This is a genomic window from Collinsella aerofaciens (assembly GCF_015670795.1).
GTDB classification, from domain to species: domain Bacteria; phylum Actinomycetota; class Coriobacteriia; order Coriobacteriales; family Coriobacteriaceae; genus Collinsella; species Collinsella aerofaciens_Q.
The window spans coordinates 1-17,237 of sequence record NZ_JADPCJ010000037.1 but is presented as its reverse complement, the minus strand read 5'-3'; the positions used below and the strand labels follow the sequence as shown (position 1 = coordinate 17,237).

The window sequence follows — 17,237 nt, the reverse complement described above, 5'->3', positions numbered from 1 at the left end:
TCGGCGGCCCGTTCTGGGCGCGCCTCAATCGTAGCCCGAGACGGTCCCGGGCTGACAATTTCGACTGTAATGGACGTACTTAAATGAGTGGCAGTTGGGGACGCTCCATGCCGAACGCGGCGGCTGCCGAATGTGGGCGCCGTCCTTGCTATGCCACGGTCACGGCAACTTGGGCGTAGCGGCTGCAGGGGCGCTCGGCGCGCGTCTGCACGGTAAGGGTGAGCACGAAGCGGGCGCCGGGCTGCGCGTCGGCGGGTACGATGAAAGCGGCGCTCACCGTGCATTCCTGCCACAGCGACAAATCTTGGGCGCCTGCATAGCTCGACGGGTCCACGGCGACATCCCAATGTGCATTGAAGCCCTTGTCGTCGGGGTCGACGATGGTTGCTGCGAGGGCGACGCGCTCGCCGGCTGTAGCGCTGCGGTCGGCCGTGACCTCGACAACATATGCCGGATGCGAGCAGGCTGCCGGATCATGGGCGCACCATTGCGCGCGGGCGGCAAAGTCTTCCTGATAGGCGCGCAGATAGGGATTGGGGTTGTTGCCTGCGGGCGTGCCGATGGCGGCAAAACCGGCGGGTGCGTCCGCATCGGGATGCCCATCAAGAAACATGCGGCCGAGCAGCGTATCGAAGCCGCGGTCATCGATGCCGCGCAGGCCAAACGGCAGCAGCGGAATATAGGTCATGCTGTCGCCTTCGGCCATAAAATCGCCGCGCTCAAACTGCATCGCGGGCATGCCTTCCAGACCCCAATCCAGACGGGCATGCTTGCCAAACTGAAAGCGCTCGGGCTCGTTTTCGTAGATCTTGCCATCGCCGTAGAGCATATAGCGTGCCATGAGGGGGCCGTTGCCCTGCGTGAGATTCTGCTCGGGCCAAGGAGCCTTAAACAGTGGCAGCGTATCGGGCTGAGCCGTCTTGGCGTCGACATAGCCGCCATACATATAGGGCGCGCGCCAAAAGGTGAGCTCGGGAAAGAGCTCGTGCCCATGGTCGAGCCATGAGTTGTCCTGCCCTACGCCGTCCGCGACGCCCATCACGCGCACTTTTTGATAGACCCGCTGCTGTACGGCAGGCCATTCGGGCGTGGCGCGATAACGCTCGGCAATACTCATGAGGGCGCGAACGATGGTGTTCATGCCACCCCAGCTGAGCAGCCATAACGTACGCGGGTCATCGTCCAAAATCGCCTGCGCGATTACGCGAGACCCCTCAGTTTCCTCAGTCACATCACCCTCAAAGGCAACATTTCCCACAAAGGTGCGCTCGATCATCTGGGCAGGCGTGGGAAACGGCGGCTCACCGGCAGCGTCCGCATTCGCCTGCAACTGCGGCCAAGCCTGGGCATATTCATTACTCCAGAGGCTCTCAATCCAATGCTCGGGAAACGGCCGATACTCACGAAGCTCGCCGGCCAGCGGATCGGGCTCATGAGGCACAACAGCCCACTCATAAGAGCGACGCCCTTTGGTCCGCCAATGCGGATTCACCTCGCCCAGCGTATGAACCCCATCCCCAAGAAAGTGATACTGCGAAGCCGTATACGCCACAGCCTGAACATCAAGCACATTGAGATACAGAGCCAAATGAATGAGCGAGTTCATATCATCGACTTCCATATCAGTGGTAACAATCACCCGAGTCAAATTCTGGGACATAGGAACAGCTCCAATCAAAATCAATTCAGCCAGTTACGCGCAAGGCAAGACGGGACCCACGCCCCCATCGCCACCGACCAGGTGTGCTGCCGGGAGCGGCCGGCCAGCGTTTCGAACAACGTTAACTTAGGGGCCCTGACCTTTAGTTTTGTAAACATTCCGCAGCGCGAGCCCCGCTTATCCGATGCTCCGAAGGAGCAGGATAAGCGGGACTCATGCGCGAGGACGTTTACAAAACTAAAGGTCAGGGCCCCGATGGGATGGTTACCTCGAAACTCTGGCCGACCACTCCCAGCAGCCCACCGGCTCGCCGTCGATGAGTACGTTGCCCCCGTCGAAGTCTTGATAACACAGGTCGTTGAATTGGTGGATCCACACGCCGTGGTTGAACGTCTTCTTAGGCGAGCCGTCGGCCTCGCGATAGCGCCCGGTCAGGTCCTCGACATGACTAAAGTAGGTAAGGTGCACGTTGGCTCCGGCGTCACGCAGGCGTGCCGTGAGCGGCAGCACGGTCTGCTGCGGCGACACGAGCTCGTCGCCCTTGGAGTGCGTAAACCACAGCGGCGTCTTGGCGAGCGCGGCTACGTCCTCGTCCGTGGCGTTGTACCACGGGGCACAGCAGGGAAGTCCGGCGGCGAAGAAATCGGGGTAGTCGGCGCACAGCCGCAGGGTCATAAAGCCGCCGTTGGAAAGGCCGGCGACCACGATGCGGTCGGTGTCGATGCGCTCGGCATGCTCGGCGACAAATTCGTCGATGAGCGCCTTGAGTACGGGGGAGTAGATGCTCTGGTTGGAGCGGCCGAGCTGCTCGACGCCGTTGTCCATCCAAAACGTCGGCGACTGCGGCACGAGCACCCAGGCAAAGCCGCCAAAGTAGCGCTGGATTTGCGCCTGGCTAATGGCTGTCACGCGGTTGCCGACATAGGCGCGCGTGGCACCTTCGCCCTGCGTGGCACCCTTGCCTTCGCCGGCGCCGTGCAGGTACACCACGAGCGGGGCCTTTTGGGGCACGACCGTGGCCTCGGGCGCGAAGGGATTGAAGCAGGCCGAGTCCTCTGCCTTAAAGCTGGGCTCAAAGAAGCCGTACTCGAGCGCGATGCCGTCGACGGCGGTCTTTTGTACGGCATTGCTCCAGCCCTTGAGCGCGGGGCAGATGTCGCCGCGACAGGTATCGAAGACCAGGCCGCAGGTGGGGTCGTCGCCGTCGTTGCCGGGAAGAGCCGCGAGCTGCGTGATGTGCAGCTGGTCATCGAGCATGCGCGAGCCCATGACGCCGCCTTCGATCTTTTTGGTCAGGCGCTGCTCGGCGACCTCGAGTGCCACATGGGTGCCCACGGCGAGCTTGCGGCCGTTCTCGTCACACGGATACGCGGCGAGAACGTCGATGTAACCCACGGAGGGCGCGGCATGGTCGGCGCCGTGCTCCTTGCGCATCAGGATCTCGCCCGTGCGCTCGTGACGCTCTACATATATATGGAAAGTGTTCGCATCGACATCGTTGGCGCGCACGGTGCAGGGCAGGTCGAGAACGACCTTGCTGATCCAGGGGCCAAAGTCGCCCAAGGTGGTGACGGTTGCGTAGGTACACGATCTGAGTTCCATGAGCTGCCTCCCTTGCGCCGCGCATGCTAAACAATCGCGGCAATACAATCTAAACATGTTTAGTGTAAAGCAGAATTAGAGAATAAGCGGATGAACTCGGTAAACGGTCGCATCAAACGCTCAATGAACTGCTAAACGCTCGTTTACTACTATCTAGCAGGGCTTTTGTTGATGAGTCAACAAGTCATCGTGGTGCCAGCTTATATAAAAGCCCACGTAGATGAGCATTTCGAAAAAAATGGCCCAATATATGATGCCTTAGCAGTCAATTACGTTCACCCCCGATTTCCTACCGTTCACCGGACGACAAATGGCAAAATTGCCACAAATTAGGCATTCCGTGTAAACTAAAGCTCGTAAACGTTCAGTAAACACTTTGTTTACGACGGCGTATCCAAGGGTCCGGTAACCGTAAGGGGTTATAGTCGCCGGGCCAAAGGCGTGCCTACGTCCAAACGGGTAGACACACGATGATATGGGGAGGGGTCCCATGGCAGTAGATAACAAGCAGATTGCCACCGATGTCCTCGAGCTCGTGGGCGGTGCGGAGAATGTTGCCGTCGCCACCAACTGCATGACGCGCCTGCGTCTGACGCTCAAGGATAACAGCAAGGCCGATGTGGAGAAGATCAAGAAGGTCAAGGGTGTTCTGGGTTGCCAGTTCGCCGGCAGCCAGCTCCAGGTCATCATCGGCCAGAACGTGCCCAAGGTGCTCGCCGAGTTCGTCGCCATGTCCGGCGTCAAGCAGGGTGCCGCGGTCGACGAGAACCTCGACGCTCCCAAGGAGAAGTTCGAGCTCAAGAACCTGCCCAACATCATCCTCGACTACCTGTCGGGCTCCATGACCCAGCTGATCCCGCTGCTCATGGCCGGCGGTCTGTTCCGCACCATCGCTGCGGTTCTTGGTCCCACCATGCTCGGCGTTCTCTCCGATACCGATCCGACCTACACGTTCCTCTACACCACCCTGTACGAGGCCACGTTTACCTTTATCCCCATTTACCTGGGCTATGCCGCTGCTAAGAAGCTCGGCGCCTCTCCGGTTCTGGGCATGCTCCTCGGCGGTGCTCTCATGGCCCCGTCCGTCGTGAGTGTCGCGACTCAGGAGGGTGGCGGAATCATCTCCGTGTACGGCATCCAGATCGCCGCTGCCAACTATCAGCAGTCCGTCCTGCCGATCATCCTCTCGGTGCCCGTCCTGTACTTTGTTGAGAAGTTCTTTAAGAAGGTCATGCCCGACGTGCTGTCCACGGTCTTCACGCCGTTCTGCACCATGATCGTCACCATCCCCATCGCCTTCATCGTCCTTGCCCCGATCGGCAACGAGATCGGCAGCCTCATCGCCAACGCCCTCTTTGGTCTTGCTGACCTTGGCGGTATCGGTATCCTGATCGTCATGGCCATCCTCGGCGCCTTCTGGCAGCTCTTCGTGGTCTGCGGCATGCACATGCCCGTCATCCTGCTCGCTCAGGTTCAGATCATCGCTGCCGGCTACGATCCCTTCGTCTTCGTTTCCACCAACTGCGCTATGGCCGCTGTCTGGGGCTGCGCCTTCGGTGCCTTCCTCAAGATGAAGAACCCCGACGAGAAGGGTCTTGCCCTGGGTTACGTCATCTCCGCCATCGCCGGCGGCGTCACCGAGCCCGCACTCTTCGGTATCCTCATGCGCTTCCGTCGCACCATGCTCGGTATGTTTATCGGCGGTGCCATCGGCGCTGTGTTCTCCGGCCTCATGGGTGTTACCTACTACCTGGCCGGCGGTGCCTCCAACTTCCTGGTCTTCACCAACTACCTGCAGGGTGGCCAGATGAACACCGTCTGGGCTATCGCCGGTATGGCAATCTCCTTTGTCATCGCCGCTGCCGTCGTCTTTGCCACTGGCTTCTCCAAGGAGGAGCTCGCCGAGATGGAGGCCTAAGGCCAAACCATTCGGACGCATACGACCTTACCTACACGACAGGGCCCCGTCAGGCGCAAGCCCGGCGGGGCCCTTCTTACAAGGTAGACTGATTGGGGGCGCGTGGCGCCTGCTCGCCGGGGCTTGCTAAGCGCCAGGGGCTTTCGCACGGGGTTACCGCGAAAGAATCTGCCGGTTCGCAACTCCTTTATCAAACGAAAGGACATGCAGATGAGTTTGGGAAAGCTGACCGTTAACGGTCGTCGGGACGGCTTTTTGTGCGAGGGTAAACCGTTCTTTTGGTTTGCCGATACGTGCTGGAGCGCGTTTACGAGCATTACCGAGGCCGATTGGGACTACTATCTGACCCGTCGCGCTGAGCAGGGCATGAACGTGCTGCAGACCAACACGCTGCCGCAGTGGGATCGCTGCTGCCCCGATCTGGGCATTTGGCCCTATGCCGGCGAGGACGGCGTGCATTTTGATTGGTCCCGTCCCAACCAGGCGTACTGGGATCGCGCCGCCGCCATGTGCCGCGCTGCCGTCGAGCACGGCATTCGTCCGGCACTCGTGCTTATGTGGTGCAACTACGTGCCCGGTACCTGGGGCGCCAAGATTGCCGAGCATTGCGGTGCCGAGGTTATGCCGCGCGAGGAGGTTCGTGCCCACGTTGCCCGCGTCGTCGAGAACCTGGGCGAGTTTGACCCCGTCTACGTGGTGGCGGGCGATACCGACTTTACCAGCGACGAGGCGATTGCCTATTACGAGGACGCCCTCGATGAAGTCGTCAAACGCGCGCCCGAGGCGTTGCGCACCATGCATATCAACCGTGGCAACCGCACCATTCCGTCACAGTACCTGGACCGTCTGGACTTTTACATGTTCCAGCCTGGCCACAACTACGAGGGCCAGCCCGAGGCCTGGCGCCTGCCGCAGGACTTTATCGCCAACTATCCCAAAAAGCCGATGGTCAATTCCGAGCCCTGTTACGAACAGATGGGCGCCTCGCGCAACGTGTACTGGCGCTTCACCGCGCAGGACTGCCGCGCGAGCGTGTGGTCGTCGATCCTTGCCGGTGCGAGCGCTGGCGTGACCTATGGCGCGCACGGCGTTTGGAACTGGCAGACCAGCAAGAGCCAGGGCTCGGTGCTGGGCGAGGGCTTCGATATGCCGTTCCGCTGGCAGGAGTGCCTGCAGTTTGCGGGCGTTTGGGACTTTGGCGCGATCGAGCATGTGCTTGCCGGCCTGGGCGCCACGGCTAGCGACGACGCGCTTGCCGTGGTTCCGGCGCAGGAGCTGCTCGATGACGCGCGCGAGGCCATTCGTGTGGCGCGCGTTGGCGATCGTGTCGTCACGTACCTGCCGCGCACCACGGCGCTCAAGTTTAAGCTCGACGGCGCGCGCGGCTGGACGGCGACGGTCCTCGACATGGAGGACAAGCGCGTCGCCAAGCTGCCTGTCCGCGACAACGGTGACGGTACCGTGCGTGTGGCTCAGCATCCCTTTGAGCACGACGCGCTGGTGATCCTGACCCCCGAACGCTAGCGGCTCTTCTCCAACATTTACAACCCAGTCCCTTGCATTGGGTTGCGACGGAATGGTTCCTGCATGACAGCTTTAAGCTGCCAAGGGGGCCGTTCCGTCGCACTCATTGGGGACGTACTTAAATGAGTGCTTAAATGAGTGGTAATTGGGGGCGTTCTTTGGGAGGACGGTTTGCGTGGCGGTTATGTGACCCACGGTGAGACCCACGTCGACGATATGTTGCTTCGTCTGACCAAAGTAGAGGCGTAAAACAGAGAGATAATCGGCTCCGGGCGCGATTTGCTGCATGAACATCATAAGGGCAGCCCCTGTGGTGGTCGCGGCGATGCGCGTCCGGGGCTATGGCGCGTGAGGGGCGAATATGCAGGAGTTCTTTGGAATCGATGTGGGCGGTACGGCCGTTAAATGGGCTGTGCTGGGCGAGGATTTTTCCATTCGCGAGCGCGGGAGCCTGCCGACGGGCTTTACCACGGCTGAGGAGACGGTTTCGGCGTTGATCGGGCTCGTCGAGCCGTACCGTGAGCGCGTGAGCGCCGTAGGCGTGAGCGCACCCGGCGGTATCTACGAGGGAGATGTTACGGGAACGATCCATCGCGGCGGTGCGCTCACGTTTATGGACGGCTGCCCACTGGGAAAGCTCATGCGCGAGGCGCTGGGGGTGCCGGTTGCCGTCAATAACGACGGTAAGTGCTGTGCACTCGGTGAGTATGCGGCTGGTGCCCTGCGCGGGACACGTTTTGGCGTGGTGCTCGCTATTGGCACGGGCATCGGCGGCGGCATCGTCATCGACGGCAAGGTCCTGCGCGGCGCGCACTGCTTTGCAGGCGAGTTCAGCTTCTTGCGCAACGATGTCACAACTGCCGCGGGCATGGAAAACACCTTTGCGGGTTCGGGCGGTTGGCGCGCGCTCCGCGATGCTGCCGTTGCCGAGAAGGGCCTGCCTGCGGGTTCTCCGGTGGACGGCCGCCGCGTCTTTGAGTGGATCGCGGATGGCGACAAGGCGGCGCAGCGCGCGCTCGACCGCTACGCTCGCGCTTTTGACGGACAGCTCATCAACCTGCAGGCCGTGCTCGACCCCGAGGTCTTTGTGATCGCAGGCGGCATCTCGTGCCATCCCGAGCTCATCGATGCCCTGCGTGCGCAGATGCCGCTGGCCCTCGCGGGTTACGAAGGGACCCTTGCCGGCATTCCTGTGCCGCAGATAAAGGTGGCCGAGCTCGGCAACGACGCCAACCTTTACGGTGCTGTCCAGGAGGCCATGCGCCTGGTGTAGCGCGAGCCAAACGAGGCTGTCGAAAAAGATAAAGTCCGGCGTGAAACGCCCGTATCGACGCCCTGCCTGCGCTAAACTGGAAGGCACGTACGCGATTACGAGAGGAGCCCGCATGGAGGCTTACAAGCAAGAGTTCATCAAGTTTATGGTCGAGTCCGACGTCCTTAAGTTCGGCAGCTTTACGCTCAAGAGCGGCCGTCAGTCCCCGTTCTTTATGAACGCCGGTGCTTACGTGACGGGCTACCAGCTCAAGAAGCTGGGCGAGTATTACGCCCAGGCCATCCACGATAACTTTGGCGACGACTTTGACGTGCTGTTTGGGCCGGCCTACAAGGGCATTCCCCTGGCCGTCGTGACCGCGATTGCCTACCACGAGCTGTACGGCAAGGAGGTCAAGTACTGCTGCGACCGTAAGGAGGCCAAGGACCACGGCGCCGACAAGGGCAACCTGCTGGGCTACGAGCCCCAGGACGGCGACCGCGTGGTCATGGTCGAGGATGTCACCACCAGCGGCAAGTCCATCGACGAGACCTATCCCAAGGTCAAGGCTGCTGCCGATGTCGAGATCAAGGGCCTCATCGTGTCTCTCAACCGCATGGAGGTCGGCAAGGGCGGCGTGACTACCGCGCAGAAGGAGATCGAGGCCAAGTACGGCTTCCCCGTCGCGAGCATCGTTTCCATGGCCGAGGTCGTCGAGACCCTCTACAACCACGAGATTGACGGCAAGGTTGTCATCGACGACGAGCTTAAGACCGCCATCGACGCCTACTACGAGCAGTACGGGGCTCGGGAGTAGTTACGGCGTTTTACCAAACGCCGTAACTACTCGACGCTGCGCGGGCCGCATTTGGACAATCTGACGTTCAACTTCAAGGGCGCGACCAGAAGGTCAGCGCCCTTTCGTTTCACGTCACCTTGTCTCAAATGCGACCCGCTCGCTGTCCGTCCTCTACCTGCGGCGTTGCCTTGCTCCGAATGGGTGGTCATTGGGGACGTTCTTAAATGACTACTTGAGCCCGGGTAGGCGGGTGTAGGGGAATGAGCGCTCTAGGAATTCGGAGCAGCGGGCGTAATCTTTGGCGAAGTAGCTGCTGTAGAGCGAATCGAGCACGTATTGCACGGCGATGTGGCTGGCGAACTGCGTGATGCGATGCGTCATGCTCTCGTGGTCACTCACCGTAAGGTAGGCGGCAAAGCCGGGGTGAATGCGAGCGCAATAAGGCGTGCCGATGACGATGACCGGGACATGCCGACTGCTGAGGATCGGCAAGATGTCCTTGAGGTTGGGGGCAAGGCCGCTGTAGGAGATGACGATTGCCGCATGGTCGGGGCCCGAGGCGAGCGCCGTGCGCACCTGGGCTTCGGCACCGTCGTGGCATGTCGCGCTTTTACCGGCGGAGAGCAGGCGATCACGGAACATTCCCGCTGGATAGAGGTTGTGCGAGCCCGTGTAGATATCGACCTGTCGGGCGTTCGCGATAAGCTTGGCGGCGTGGTCAAGCTGCGTGGGGTCGAGCAGCTCCTGTGTTTCGGCCAGCGTGGTCTGATAGAGTCCCTCCATGCGCTCCATAACCTGCGCAGGGGTGGACGTAGCGTCGAAGGGAAAGTTGATATCCACGTCGCGCCGATTGCCCGCCTCGGTCGCCAGACGGATGAGCTCGACCTTGAGGTCCTTAAAGCCCTCGAGGCCGAGCTTTTTGCAAAAACGGTGGACGCTCGCAACCGAAACGTTGGTACGCGCGGCAAATTCCTTAATGGAAAGCCCGCGGATGTCTTCGCCGATGGCTAGGGCCGCAATGCCGAGTTGTTGCTCGGTGGGGGTGAGGCCCTGCGCCTCGGTGATCTTGCGTTTGATATCCATGCGAACTCCCACACTCAACAAACCTGCCAAAAAGGGACAGGTTTATTTTGGCAGGTTTTGCCCGCAAAGGGTAACGGGGCCGAGGATGCCGCTGGGGGCGACGGGCTCGGTGAGGGCGAAGATGTCGGGGACCGCATGGTCGAGCGTGTTGATGACGTCGACGGTGAGTTCGTGCGTGCCGGCAGCAAGCGGGTCGATGGCAAAGCGATAGGGCGGGCAGATGCGTGTGCCGAGCGGGCGTCCGTCGAGCGTAAGTGTCGCGACTTCGTAGACATCTCCCAGGTCGATTGCGGCGTCGGCGCAATCGTTGGCCAGCTCAAACGACGCATGATATCGGTAGGTGCCGCAGGTGCCGGTGAACAGATCGGCTGTAAGGTCGCACAGGTGCTTGAGCTTTTGTGGTTCACCAAAGGCGCCATTGCCGCCGGCAGGGGAGAGGGCAACGGTCCAAGGGTCGTTGATGTCGAGGGCGAGCGCATCACTCGAGCCCATGTCCGCGTCGTCCCTGGACTCAAGCTCGCCGTCCGTCTTCAAAACAACGAAGCAGCTCTCGAAGGGTGCGAGCTCCAACGCGCCATCAAACGCAACGGGCTCGGCACCGTTTAGCAGGTCGAGCCGCGTGCCGCAAAGGCGCTCGCCTGTCGCAAGTGCAACTGTGCAGTCGATGCGCTCGCGTGGGTGCTCGTTGACGAGCATAACGTAAGTCTCGTCCGCCCGCTCGTAACGAAGCGCACGCAACCAGGGCTGGGGCGTGTCGGTGACAACCGTCTGCAGCCCAACGCTCGCCAGTACGCCCGCCGTATCGGCAAGCGGAGTCGCTGCAAGTTCACCCAGTTCAACCGCGCCATCGGCGTCGTAAAGCGCACTCGGCACCTCGTCGACGGCAAGCACCATAACGCCCGCCGCCATCATGCGCCTCACGGCCTGCGCCGTCGCCGAGCCAATAAATGAAGCTCCTGGCATAACAAACGCTTGGTAACGACAATCGTTTACGGTTAGCATTCCATCGGCAATAGAAACCTCGTAACGGTCCTCATCCTCAAAAGCCTCGGCGGGCACAAAATCCAAGTCGATCTGCGCGCGCGTGAGCTCTGCCGCCACGCGCTCGATAGGTATGGCGCTACCGGCCCATTCGGCATCGGCATGGTACAGGATGGCAACGGGACGCGTGGCATAGCCTCCCGAAAGCAGCGTTGCTGTACGGTTCATATAGCTCATGAGCTGGCCAAAGTGCGGCCATTGCGGGTTGTTGCCGTGCGCGTAAAAGTGCGGCGGGCAGTCCCAATCGGGGAAGGGCGCCATACTAAACGCGTGCGGCGTAAACCAATTGACGCCGCGGACGAGCATGTGGTCGGCAATCCATTTCATCTCACGCAAGCCCTCGTGCCAGCCGAAGGCGCCAAAGACCTCGGCCATGCAGCGCCCTTGCTTTTTGGGGTCGAGGCGCGCGGCCGAAGAACCCAGTTTGGCAAGCGCGTAGGTAAAGAACTCCATGTTCCATGCGCCGTGGAAGTAGCTGTAAGGGCCGTGGTCGATGCCAGGGGCGAGCTGGTTAATAACCACATCGATGCCCGCCATGTCTTGACCGGCGACAGCGCGGAAATAGTGCCCAGCGCCCTGGCCCAAGCGTGTGTGGCAGCTCTTGTCCTCGATTACATGGCCAATGTGCATAACGTCGCGCTCGCGGCACCAGTCACCAATCTGCTCGTCAAAGCACGAACGGTAGAGTTGCGTGGCGATGTCCATGTAGGTGTGGCGGACCCGAGCGCCGGCGGGGTCGCGCGTCCAAAGGCCGCGCAGCTCGGCAAGCCAGCTCGCGCCCAACGCCTCGTGCAAGCGTCGCGCAAGTTCGTCCGACCATGGCAGCGCCATATCGCCGCGTCCAATAAAGCTGCTGGTAGAAGCATCGTCGAGAGCCGTGCCCTTCTCGTTCATAAAGCCCGGCTCATCGGTAAAGAACCCCAGGATGGTGCAGCCGAACTCGTCGCCCAGATGCTCAAACGTGGGCTCGTAGACGGCATCGATGAGCGCGCGGCACGAATCGGCGTCGACCATGTTGATGTACTCATCGCGAAAGCCGGTTTTTTGGCTGGTGACGAAGAGCTCGACGGTGGTGATGCCGGCGGGCGCGTCAAAACGCAGGCGGGCGGGGGTGCCGTCGGCCTGCTCAACGGAGAGCTCAAAGTCGAGCGGTGCGCCGGCGGCGTCGAAAGTCGCCGCACCCACAAAGCGCTCCGTGGGATCCATAAGATTGCCGAGCTTGATGACCGTGGACGGCTGGGGACCAACGACCGTAACCGTGCGATGTTTGAGCACGGTCTTCTTAAGCGCGGGGTCAACATCCTCGCCCGCAAGCGCGCCGTTGGCGTAGCCCGTGGGGAAATGGGCGTCGTCGAGCAGCCAGATCTTCAACCCCAAGCGCTTGCACTCGCCAATGATAAAACGCAGGTCAGCCCACCAGCCGTCGCGACAAAACTCGGGATGCGTGCGCGATTCGAGGCAGACCTCGCGGATGTCCGCACCGGCAATCTGCTCCAAGTATTCGGTAATCGTCTCGTGCGCCTCGCCCTTGAGCCACAAGAACGGAAGCACATGGTTGTCGTATGCCGCCATACTCACTCCTTCAAAACCTGCCAAAAAAGGGACAGGTTTATTTTGGTCGGTTTTATCTGGGCAAACGTCACCCCACAGTTGCTTGGCGAAGCGCTGGGACGCGTGCCACATGCCAGAACCAACTTTCTAAACCCTTGCGAGTTCAGGGTACGTCGTCCGCGCTGCCCTGCTAATATCAAAACCACGGCAGAATATGACTAAATCAACGATGGTGGCGCTATGGATATCGCACGTTTGGACAATCTTTTGCTCGAGCTGACCGATAGCGAGCGCGCTTACTGCGCGGGCGCCCGCTATGACTGGAACGATGCATTTAGACAGGGGCAACAGGTAGATATCGATGGCAGGCATGTCCGTAAAATCGGTAACGCGGCGTACGCCCTGCACCAAGAAGGCATGCCCGAGGGCCTGTCGATTGTGCGCAACTCGCGCTTTAACCCCGTGCCGGAGCACGTGCACGATTATGTCGAAATCAGCTATGTCTATCGAGGGAGCGCGCCACAGGTTGTCAATGGTACGCAACTCACGCTCGCCCAAAACGAGGTACTTCTGCTCGATGCCGCCTGCCCGCATGCCGTAGGCGAGCTCGGCGAGCACGACCTGATGTTGAGCATTGTCATTTCACGGCCGATGCTGTGCCGCAGCCTGGAGCAAAGCCTTTCGTCCACAAGCGCTGTCTCACAGTTCCTGCTCAACGCACTTAACGACGAGACCGATCATCGCGGGCGTGTGCATTTCCGCACGGGCGCTAGCCGTCGGGTGCGCCGGTATATACAGGAGATGTTGTGCGAGCTCCTGGAGCCGACGGCAGCGAGCGCCCAGATCGTGTCGAGGCTGTTTGAGCTGCTGCTGGTCGAGCTCATGCAAAGCTACGAGGCCGCGCTGCTGCAAACGGACGGCCCCGCGCTTCCCTCGGCGCAGGTTGCGGCGGCGATGAGCTACATCGAGCGGCATGCTTGCGATTGCACACTCGACGACTTAGCCCACCACCTGCACCTGAGTCCCAACTACGCGAGCGCGCTGCTCAAGCGGCAGACGGGCCGCACGTTTATGCAGCTCGTGCAGGAGAGCCGCCTGACACGCGCGGCGGCTCTACTCGATACCGGTGCTACTGCGGAGGCCGCAGCGCGCGAGGTGGGCTATGCCAATACGAGCTTCTTCTACAAAAAATTTGCCGAGCGCTATGGCTGCACGCCGGCCGCCTACCGCCGGCGTTTGCCCAGATAAAACCTTCCAAAATAAACCTGTCCCTTTTTTGGTCGGTATCAGGAAATGTCAGGGACGGGGCGGCGGCGGTCCGTGGGCGCGAAAAGAAGTGTCGGGTTTGGCGCGCCCGCTTCTGCCCGTCCCGTGCGCAGGCGATACTCGGATTATCGACCCGCGATGCAAAGGAGATGCTCATGGCAAACATCAAGTTCCCCAAGGGTTTCTATTGGGGTGGCGCCACCGCCGCCAACCAGTTTGAGGGCGCTTGGAACGTGGACGGCCGCGGTCCTTCCGTCGACGACCATTTCTTGGGCGGCAGCTACAAAGAGCCACGTCAGATTACGATCGACATCGACCCCAACCGCTTCTACCCCAATCATGACGGTATCGATTTCTACCATCACTACGAGGAGGACATCGCGCTGTTCGCCGAGATGGGCTTCAATATGTTCCGCATGTCCATCTCCTGGAGCCGTATCTTCCCCAACGGCGACGACGCTGAGCCCAATGAGGCCGGTCTCGCCTTCTACGACCGCGTCTTCGACTGCCTGCGCGCCCACAATATCGAGCCGCTCGTGACCCTCTCGCACTACGAGATGCCCTATCACCTGGTCGAGAAATACAACGGCTGGGCGAGCCGCGAGCTCATCAGCTTCTTTGAGAAGTACTGCCAGACCGTCTTCGACCGCTATCAGGACAAGGTCAAGTTCTGGCTCACCTTCAACGAGATCAACTGCGGTACTCAGGACATGGGCAACCTCTTTGAGACCAGCATGATTCAGGGCTTTGAGGGTCCGGCATCGGCGGTCCATACCACGCCGCAGGCTCGTATGCAGGCGCTGCATCACCAGTTTGTCGCCAGCGGCCGCGTCGTGCGCTATGCCCACGAGCATTACCCGCAGTTTAAGATGGGCAACATGGACTGCTTCATCCTCTCCTATGCCGCCACGTGCGATCCGGCCGACGTGTTCGCCACGCAGCAGGAGATGAACACCATGAACTGGTATTGCTCCGACGTACAGGTGCGCGGCAAGTACCCGTTCTATGCCAAGCGCTTCTGGGCCGAGAACGATGTTGAGCTCGTGATGGAGGACGGCGACCTGCAGGATATCGCCGACGGCAAGGTTGATTTCTACACCTTTAGCTACTACATGTCCGGCACCGTGGGCACCCACAAGGACCACGAGATGACCGAGGGCAACATGACCTTTGGCGGCAAGAATCCCTATCTGGAGTCCACCGACTGGGGCTGGCAGATCGATCCGCTGGGCCTGCGCATCGCCCTCAACGAGATTTACGCCCGCTACGAGATTCCGCTGATGGTGGTCGAGAACGGCATGGGTGCCTACGACGAGGTCGAGGAGGACGGCTCCATCCACGACCCGTACCGCATCGCCTATCTGCAGAGCCACATCAAGGCTATGGGCGAGGCCATCGCCGACGGCGTTGACCTGATCGCCTACACCTGGTGGGGTCCCATCGACCTGGTTTCCGCCGGCACTGGCGAGATGCGCAAGCGCTACGGCTTCATCCACGTCGATAAGTACGACGACGGCACCGGTACCTACGAGCGCCGCCGCAAGGACAGCTTCTTCGCATATCAGAAGATCATCAAGTCCAACGGCACCGAGGGCTTGGAGTAATCGACAATATGAGTGCCACTGGTAAAAGGTTTTGGGAAGGGCTTGGAAGGGCTCTCGATTCGAGCCCTCACCTTAGCAATTTGGCCATTTGGCACTATAATCACCATAGGCATGCGCATAACGTTGCGCTTAATCAAGAGGAGAAAACGTATGGGTCTGTTTGACATGTTCAAGAAGAAGGCTGAGCCCGCGGCTGCCGCTGCTCCTGCCTCCATCTCTACTTCTGCCGGCGCCGACGTGCTGTGCTCGCCCGTCAAGGGCAAGGTCATCAAGATGGCCGACGTGCCCGATCCCGTCTTTAGCGGCGAGGTGCTGGGCAAGGGCTGCGCCGTGTGGCCCGAGGACGATCTGGTCTACGCTCCCTGCGACGGCAAGGTGACCGTCACCATGGGTCACGCCGTGGGCCTGCAGTCCGATAGCGGCATCGAGGTTTTGGTGCACGTTGGCGTCGATACCGTCAACATGAACGGCGACGGCTTCGAGGGCTTCGTCAAGGCTGACGATGTCGTTAAGGCTGGCCAGCCCATGCTCAAGATCGACCGCGCCAAGATCGCCGCTGCCGGCTATAAGGACTGCGTCGTCGTGGCTGTGTCCAACACCGCCGAGTTCGCCGACGTCGAGCTCGCCGTCGAGGCTGACTCCGCTGTCGCCGCCGGCGATGTCATCGTTAAGGTCGTCCGCAAGTAAGCCGCGGCAACATAAGGGTGTTTTGGGGTGGTCGAATCGTTCGACCACCCTTTTTTATTACAATGCGGCGGAACGTTTTATTGCGCGTTGGGCGGACCGGTAAACCGTTCGGACGTTAAATCGAGCCGACTGCGCCTTTGCTTTGCCGGGGGTGTTCGTTAGCGGCTAGTATGGCCTTATTGTTACGACGTGCACCGCGTCGGGAAGCGCGGTGCCGCTTGTTGGGAGGAATGTCATGAAGAAGAAGCTGCTGCTTGCGCCCCTGATGGCTGTTCTGGTCGCGTGCGTGGTTGTGCTTTCCGGTTGCGGAGGTCCTTCGGTTGAGGAGCTCATCACCGAGGATCTTACGACGCAGTTTGACGAGGTCAAGAACGGTGGCGACGACTTCCTCGCCGGCCTGGAAGAGGCCTCGGGCGACGAGTTTGAGCAGCTGGGCATCGATCCCAAGGAGTACGCCAAGAGCTATCTCGAGGGCTTTGACTACAAGATCGGCGACGTGACGGTCGACGAGGACAAGGGCACCGCGACTGCCGAGGTCACCATTACCTGCAAGTCCATGAACCAGATCGTTGAGGATTTTGCCACCCAGTACCAGGAGAAGGTCGCCGCGCTCGATTCGATGCCTTCCGATGACGAGCTGTACAAGATGGCCGGTCAGGTTATGGTCGATGTGACCAAGGCTGCTAAGACCAAGGACACCAAGGTCACCTTCAAGTACTCCTGCAATGACGACGGCGAGTGGTCTGCCGACGATTCCGCAACCAACGAGATGATGAAAGCCATGATGAGCTAGGGGAGTTACGGCGTTTTACCAAACGCCGTAACTGCTCGACGCTGCAAGCCCGTCAGAGCGGCAATCTGCCTTTCAACTTCGGCGGCATGATCAAAAGATCAATGCCGCCTTGTTTCAAGGCACCTTGCTCGCTCTGGCGGGCTTTCGCTCATATGACCCAATCCGCTGTCAAGAGCCACAATGGCCCCGCCGACCGCTTGCAATCGGTCGGCGGGGCCTGCCGTTAACCCGTCCCGGTCCGCCCCCGGCATGTCGTCGACGCCTTCGGCTCAGTCTCATATCCGCGGATACCGTTCTGTCGGCCCGCACTCCATTCCTTCGGCGGGGTTCCCCAAGTCTGTCGAGGCGCATGCGGAGGGCTCCGCGCGCACAGCGAAATAGGGGGTATCCCCGAAGGCCGCCCGGCTCGCCGGGACGGGGGCTATGTCTATTCCGCGCCCTCCCGGCACATCGCGCC

The 17,237-nt window shown here is 60.7% G+C and carries 12 protein-coding genes; 8 read left to right on the top strand and 4 right to left on the bottom strand.

The window, feature by feature from the left end; translation table 11 throughout:
* Positions 1 to 148: 148 nt before the first annotated feature.
* Positions 149 to 1,660, bottom strand: coding sequence for a nucleoside hydrolase-like domain-containing protein (locus I4W09_RS09550; protein WP_196033922.1), 1,512 nt, complete (start codon positions 1,658 to 1,660; stop codon positions 149 to 151).
* A gap of 264 nt (positions 1,661 to 1,924) precedes the next feature.
* Positions 1,925 to 3,262 (bottom strand): prolyl oligopeptidase family serine peptidase, encoded by a 1,338-nt coding sequence (locus I4W09_RS09545; RefSeq protein ID WP_196033920.1) that lies wholly within the window; start codon positions 3,260 to 3,262, stop codon positions 1,925 to 1,927.
* A gap of 490 nt (positions 3,263 to 3,752) precedes the next feature.
* On the opposite strand from I4W09_RS09545, the gene I4W09_RS09540 reads away from it, so the two are divergent.
* The 4 genes from I4W09_RS09540 to pyrE all read left to right on the top strand — a co-directional run bounded on the left by I4W09_RS09540 (position 3,753) and on the right by pyrE (position 8,773).
* Complete coding sequence (locus tag I4W09_RS09540; RefSeq protein ID WP_196033918.1) at positions 3,753 to 5,180, top strand: PTS transporter subunit EIIC; 1,428 nt, start codon at positions 3,753 to 3,755, stop codon at positions 5,178 to 5,180.
* A gap of 210 nt (positions 5,181 to 5,390) precedes the next feature.
* Positions 5,391 to 6,704, top strand: a complete 1,314-nt coding sequence (locus tag I4W09_RS09535; protein ID WP_196033916.1) for a glycoside hydrolase family 140 protein — start codon at positions 5,391 to 5,393, stop codon at positions 6,702 to 6,704.
* 361 nt (positions 6,705 to 7,065) lie between these two features.
* Positions 7,066 to 7,977, top strand: a complete 912-nt coding sequence (locus tag I4W09_RS09530) for an ROK family protein (RefSeq protein WP_196033914.1) — start codon at positions 7,066 to 7,068, stop codon at positions 7,975 to 7,977.
* A gap of 112 nt (positions 7,978 to 8,089) precedes the next feature.
* Positions 8,090 to 8,773: an orotate phosphoribosyltransferase gene (gene pyrE, locus I4W09_RS09525; RefSeq protein WP_006236284.1), complete on the top strand. Its 684-nt coding sequence runs from the start codon at positions 8,090 to 8,092 to the stop codon at positions 8,771 to 8,773.
* Positions 8,774 to 8,983: 210 nt separating this feature from the next.
* Here pyrE and I4W09_RS09520 read toward each other — a convergent pair whose 3' ends face one another.
* Together I4W09_RS09520 and I4W09_RS09515 are read right to left on the bottom strand one after the other, a co-directional pair.
* Positions 8,984 to 9,838, bottom strand: a complete 855-nt coding sequence (locus I4W09_RS09520) for a MurR/RpiR family transcriptional regulator (protein ID WP_196033912.1) — start codon at positions 9,836 to 9,838, stop codon at positions 8,984 to 8,986.
* A 42-nt stretch (positions 9,839 to 9,880) separates the two neighbouring features.
* Positions 9,881 to 12,451: a glycoside hydrolase family 2 gene (locus tag I4W09_RS09515; protein WP_196033910.1), complete on the bottom strand. Its 2,571-nt coding sequence runs from the start codon at positions 12,449 to 12,451 to the stop codon at positions 9,881 to 9,883.
* A gap of 219 nt (positions 12,452 to 12,670) precedes the next feature.
* On the opposite strand from I4W09_RS09515, the gene I4W09_RS09510 reads away from it, so the two are divergent.
* The 4 genes from I4W09_RS09510 (at position 12,671) to I4W09_RS09495 (ending at position 16,780) form a co-directional block, all read left to right on the top strand.
* Positions 12,671 to 13,678: an AraC family transcriptional regulator gene (locus tag I4W09_RS09510; protein ID WP_196033907.1), complete on the top strand. Its 1,008-nt coding sequence runs from the start codon at positions 12,671 to 12,673 to the stop codon at positions 13,676 to 13,678.
* Positions 13,679 to 13,851: 173 nt separating this feature from the next.
* Entirely contained in the window at positions 13,852 to 15,300 is a 1,449-nt protein-coding gene (locus tag I4W09_RS09505) for a glycoside hydrolase family 1 protein (protein ID WP_196033905.1), read from the top strand.
* A gap of 150 nt (positions 15,301 to 15,450) precedes the next feature.
* On the top strand, positions 15,451 to 15,987 hold the full coding sequence (locus tag I4W09_RS09500; protein WP_196033903.1) for a PTS sugar transporter subunit IIA: 537 nt from the start codon (positions 15,451 to 15,453) through the stop codon (positions 15,985 to 15,987).
* A 235-nt stretch (positions 15,988 to 16,222) separates the two neighbouring features.
* Positions 16,223 to 16,780, top strand: coding sequence for a hypothetical protein (locus I4W09_RS09495; protein ID WP_196033901.1), 558 nt, complete (start codon positions 16,223 to 16,225; stop codon positions 16,778 to 16,780).
* The last annotated feature ends 457 nt before the right edge of the window (positions 16,781 to 17,237 follow it).